Genomic DNA, 3,893 nt, shown 5'->3' with positions numbered 1-3,893 from the left:
GTCGACGTGTGCGTAGTGGCGGTTCGCCGTCTCGTACTCGACGTGCGCCGTGTTGATCGTGATGCCGCGTGCCTTCTCTTCCGGCGCCGCGTCGATCTGGTCGTACGCCTTCGCTTCACCACCGAACTTCGCCGACAGCACCGTCGTGATCGCCGCCGTCAGCGTCGTCTTGCCATGGTCCACGTGACCGATCGTCCCAACGTTCACGTGCGGCTTGGTCCGCTCGAATTTGCCTTTTGCCATTTCAGATTCTCCGTATCAAAGAGCACTTCCAGTGCTGGGTTTAAGGTCTCCGCCGCCCACTGGTTTCGCGCGCCACTGGCATCGCGCGAAGCAGACGACGAAGACCGGCTTCGTCTAACTGACTGAATTACTTGCCGCGTGCGGTGATGATCGCGTCGGCCACGTTCTTCGGAGCTTCGGCGTAGTGCTTGAACTCCATCGTGTACGTGGCACGGCCTTGCGACATCGAGCGCAGCGTGGTCGAGTAGCCGAACATTTCCGACAGCGGAACCTCGGCCTTGATGACCTTGCCGCCGCCAGGCATGTCGTCCATGCCCTGCACCATGCCACGGCGGGATGACAGGTCACCCATCACGTTGCCGGCGTAGTCTTCCGGGGTCTCGACTTCCACGGCCATCATCGGCTCGAGGATGACCGGGCTGGCCTTGCGGCAGCCGTCCTTGAAGCCCAGCGACGCGGCCATCTTGAACGCGTTTTCGTTCGAGTCGACCTCGTGGTACGAACCGAAGATCAGCGTGACCTTCACGTCGACCACCGGGAAGCCGGCCAGCACGCCGTTCGGCAGCGAGTCTTCGACGCCCTTCTTCACCGCGGGGATGAATTCGCGCGGCACGACACCGCCCTTGATGGCGTCGACGAACTCGAAGCCCTTGCCCGGCTCCTGCGGCTCGATGTTCAGCACGACGTGGCCGTACTGGCCCTTGCCGCCCGACTGGCGAACGAACTTGCCTTCGACATCGGTCGCCGACTTGCGGATCGTTTCGCGGTAGGCCACCTGCGGCTTGCCGACGTTGGCTTCCACGCCGAACTCGCGCTTCATGCGGTCGACGATGATTTCCAGGTGCAACTCGCCCATGCCGGAAATGATGGTCTGGCCCGACTCTTCGTCGGTGCGCAGGCGGAACGACGGATCTTCCGCCGCCAGGCGACCCAGCGCGATGCCCATCTTTTCCTGGTCGGCCTTGGTCTTCGGCTCGACGGCCTGCGAGATCACCGGCTCCGGGAAGATCATCTTCTCGAGCGTGATGACGTGGTCGGGATCGCACAGCGTTTCGCCGGTCGTCACGTCCTTCAGGCCCACGCAGGCGGCGATGTCGCCGGCCAGGATTTCCTTGATTTCTTCACGCTGGTTGGCGTGCATCTGCAGGATCCGGCCGATGCGCTCCTTCTTGCCGCGGATCGGGTTGTAGACCGAGTCGCCCGACTTCAGCACGCCCGAATAGACGCGCACGAAGGTCAGCTGGCCGACGTACGGGTCGGTCATCAGCTTGAAGGCCAGCGCGGCGAACTTCTCGTTGTCGTCGGCCTTGCGGGTGACGACCTTCTCGTCCTCGTCGGTGCCCGGCACCGGCGGGATGTCGATCGGCGACGGCATGAAGTCGATCACCGCGTCGAGCATGCGTTGCACGCCCTTGTTCTTGAAGGCGGTACCGCACAGCATCGGCTGGATCTCGCTCGCGATCGTGCGGGTGCGGATGCCCAGCTTGATCTCGGCTTCGCTCAGGTCGCCCGACTCGAGGTACTTGTTCATCAGGTCTTCGCTGGATTCAGCGGCGGCCTCGATCATGTTCTCGCGCCACTTCTTGGCGTCTGCCTGCAGCTCGGCCGGGATGTCCTTGTAGTCGAACTTCATGCCCTGCGAGGCCTCGTCCCAGATGATCGCCTTCATCTTGATCAGGTCGACCACGCCGCTGAAGCCGTCTTCAGCGCCGATCGGGATCACGATGGGCACCGGGTTCGCCTTCAGGCGGGCCTTCATCTGGTCATAGACCTTGTAGAAGTTCGCGCCGGTGCGGTCCATCTTGTTGACGAACGCGAGGCGCGGCACCTTGTACTTGTTGGCCTGGCGCCAGACGGTTTCCGACTGGGGCTGCACGCCACCCACGGCGCAGTACACCATGCAGGCGCCGTCGAGCACGCGCATCGAGCGCTCGACCTCGATCGTGAAGTCCACGTGCCCCGGGGTGTCGATGATGTTGATGCGGTGCTCGGGGTGGTTGAGCTCCATGCCCTTCCAGAAGCAGGTCGTCGCGGCCGACGTGATCGTGATGCCGCGCTCCTGCTCCTGCTCCATCCAGTCCATCGTGGCAGCGCCATCGTGCACTTCACCGATCTTGTGGTTCACACCCGTGTAGAACAGGATGCGCTCGGTGGTCGTGGTCTTGCCGGCGTCGATGTGGGCCGAGATGCCGATGTTGCGGTAGCGCTCGATGGGGGTCTTGCGGGTGGCCATGATGGCACTCCAAAAGCAGGGGCCGCTCGCGGGTTCGCGTAAACCCGAAGAGCGGCCGTTGGACTGGGGACTTCGTTCTTAGAAGCGGAAGTGCGAGAACGCCTTGTTGGCGTCCGCCATGCGGTGCACTTCGTCGCGCTTCTTCATCGCGCCGCCGCGGCCTTCGACGGCCTCCAGCAGTTCGTTGGCGAGGCGCTGGGCCATCGACTTCTCGCCGCGCTTGCGGGCCGATTCCTTCAGCCAGCGCATGGCCAGGGCCACGCGGCGGACGGGGCGAACTTCCACGGGAACTTGGTAGTTCGCACCGCCGACGCGGCGTGACTTCACTTCGACCATCGGCTTGATGTTGTTCAGCGCGACGGTGAAGATCTCCAGCGGATCCTTGCCCGACTTCTTCTCGACCTGCTCCAGGGCACCGTAGATGATGCGTTCGGCGATAGCCTTCTTGCCGGACTCCATGATCACGTTCATGAACTTGGAAAGGTCGACCGATCCGAACTTCGGATCAGGGAGGATCTCACGCTTGGGTACTTCGCGACGACGAGGCATTGCTCTTCCTTTTATCTTCAGTTGGCGCGGGCATCGCTGCCTGCACCGCGGTCACCACGAAGGCGCTTCCGGCGCCCGGGCTTCCACTTACTCGGCCCGGCGGGATCTGCACCCACCGCAACCGCAACACGCCATGCCGGAGCTTGCACTCCCGCGATGACGACTTCACGAACCAGCTTACTTGCCGGCCTTCGGACGCTTCGCGCCGTACTTGGAACGCGACTGCTTGCGGTCTTTCACGCCTTGCAGGTCGAGCGAGCCGCGCACGATGTGGTAGCGAACACCCGGCAGATCCTTCACGCGGCCGCCGCGCACGAGCACGACGCTGTGCTCTTGCAGGTTGTGGCCTTCGCCGCCGATGTAGGAAATGATCTCGAACCCGTTGGTCAGGCGAATCTTGGCCACTTTACGCAGCGCCGAGTTCGGCTTCTTCGGGGTGGTGGTGTACACGCGAGTGCACACACCGCGGCGCTGGGGTCCACCCTGCAGCGCCGGGGATTTGGACTTCGTCTTCTCGACCTCGCGGCCCAGACGGACGAGTTGGTTGATGGTTGGCATGTTGGTAACTTGTTCCCGTTTGAAGTCACTGCCCGGATCTCTGTTGTAGAGGCCTGAGCACTCTCGGAAGAAGCGTCGCGCCCTCCCTGGGCGTGTGGCCGAACGATGGAACCGCGAGGCTGCGGGATCGTTGACCGCCCGGTCGACCAGCTTGTGGAATTCATGAACCCACGCGCCGGACCGACAAAAGAGCGAAGCAGAATCTGCCGAAAAGCCCGCGATTATATTCGTAGCCCCGTACACCCGCAAGCCAGGGATATGACCGCACCCGTGTTCCGCTTCGACCCACCCCGCGCCGTGCTGGACGGAC

4 protein-coding genes are annotated in these 3,893 nt (G+C 63.2%); all 4 read right to left on the bottom strand.

Features of this window, described 5'->3' with window-relative positions:
• Nucleotides 1-243 (bottom strand): GTP-binding protein (locus tag AC1D12_RS27210; protein ID WP_477844143.1); only part of this gene is annotated, 243 nt, incomplete at its 3' end.
• 127 nt (nt 244-370) lie between these two features.
• Nucleotides 371-2,476 (bottom strand): elongation factor G, encoded by a 2,106-nt coding sequence (gene fusA / locus AC1D12_RS27205; protein ID WP_047510970.1) that lies wholly within the window; start codon nt 2,474-2,476, stop codon nt 371-373.
• A gap of 78 nt (nt 2,477-2,554) precedes the next feature.
• Nucleotides 2,555-3,025: a 30S ribosomal protein S7 gene (rpsG, locus tag AC1D12_RS27200; RefSeq protein WP_047510968.1), complete on the bottom strand. Its 471-nt coding sequence runs from the start codon at nt 3,023-3,025 to the stop codon at nt 2,555-2,557.
• Between the two features lie 177 nt (nt 3,026-3,202).
• A complete protein-coding gene (rpsL, locus tag AC1D12_RS27195) occupies nt 3,203-3,583 on the bottom strand; it encodes a 30S ribosomal protein S12 (RefSeq protein WP_047510966.1) in 381 nt (126 codons plus the stop codon).
• Nucleotides 3,584-3,893: the final 310 nt, after the last annotated feature.

The organism is Rhizobacter sp. P1_G5, from assembly GCF_056405435.1.
Note: the sequence above shows the minus strand (reverse complement) of the source record. Positions and strands in the feature narration are given on the sequence as shown.